General features: G+C 70.4%; 1 protein-coding gene. It reads left to right on the forward strand.

The features are described from left to right. Positions 1 to 75 precede the first annotated feature (75 nt). Positions 76 to 1365, forward strand: a complete 1290-nt coding sequence (locus ACL02T_RS34830; protein WP_503129113.1) for an integrase core domain-containing protein — start codon at positions 76 to 78, stop codon at positions 1363 to 1365. The last annotated feature ends 60 nt before the right edge of the window (positions 1366 to 1425 follow it).

Raw genomic sequence — 1425 nt, forward strand, 5'->3', positions numbered from 1 at the left:
GACGAGTCTGTGTCAGGACATCGGTGACACTGGGGGTGCTCTTGGTGGTGACACTTCCGCCGCGAGGCTGCGGCGGTGGCTGCCCGTGAACCCATCGATCCCCGTGTCCGCCTGGCGATCTCGCAGTGGCCTGATGACGCGCCGCGGGGGGCGGTCTCGACGTTCTGCGCCGAGCACGGCATCTCGCGCAAGTCGTTCTACGAGCTGCGCAAGCGCGCTCGAGACGACGGGCCCGCGGCGGTGCTCGAGCCCCGGTCCAGACGACCGAGGACGAGCCCGTCGAAGCTGACCGAGCAGGTCAAGGCCCAGGCTGTCGCGGTGCGGGCCGCGCTCGAGGCGTCCGGGCTCGACCACGGCCCGATCAGCGTGCACGACAAGATGCGTGCGATGGGCCTGAGCCCCGTTCCGTCGACGGCGTCGCTGGCACGGATCTTCCGGGAGGCCGGTGTCGCCCGGCGCGAGCCGCGTAAGAAGCCCCGCTCGGCGTGGCGGCGGTTCGTCTACCCGGCGCCGAACGCCTGCTGGCAGCTCGACGCCACCGAGTACGTGTTGACCGGTGGCCGCACGTGCGTGATCTTCCAGCTCATCGACGACCACTCCCGCTACGCCCTCGCCTCCCACGCCGCGCCCGGCGAGACCGCCCGCGACGCGATCGCGGTCTTCGACAAGGCCGTGGCTGCTCACGGCGTCCCGCAGCGGCTGCTGTCGGACAACGGGCTCGCGCTCAACCCGTCGCGACGGGGCATGGTCGGCCGGCTCGTCGGACATGTCGGCGCGCTGGGCGTCGAGGCGATCACCGGCAAGCCGCACAAGCCGACCACCCAGGGCAAGAACGAACGCTTCCACCAGACCCTGTTCCGCTACCTCGACAAGCAACCCCTCGCCGACACGTTGGCACAGCTCCAGGCCCAGATTGACGCGTTCGACCACATCTACAACACCGAGCGCCCGCACCAAGGGCTGCCCGGGCGGATCACACCGCTGGCCGCATGGGAGGCGACCCCGAAGGCCGATCCACCCCGCCCGAAACCGGGGCGGCCCGTCTACAGACCGCCGGTCCCGGTTCGGCGGCCCCGGCCGACCCCGCCCGCAGGCCTACCCGCCGGCACCCGCCTGCGAACGGTGAGCGCCAGCGGCGACATCGGCGTCGACATGGTGATCTACAAGATCGGTGGCGCCCACGCGTTCACACAGGTCCTCGTCGTCAGCGACGGCGACCAGCCCGGCGACGCGATCATCGTGACCGACCTCGACGGCGAGATCCTCGCCGAGCGCACCAGGCCCGCTCCCGGCGTCCGCTACGTCGGCAACGGCCGACCCCCAGGAAGACGACCGAAGAACCCGGGAACGTCACCGAAGTCCTGACACACCAACCGTCACCGATGTCCTGACGCAGAACTGTCACCCATGTCCTGAGACATCACA

The sequence above is a fragment of the Pseudonocardia oceanicola genome, assembly GCF_047200735.1.
Taxonomy (GTDB): domain Bacteria; phylum Actinomycetota; class Actinomycetes; order Mycobacteriales; family Pseudonocardiaceae; genus Pseudonocardia.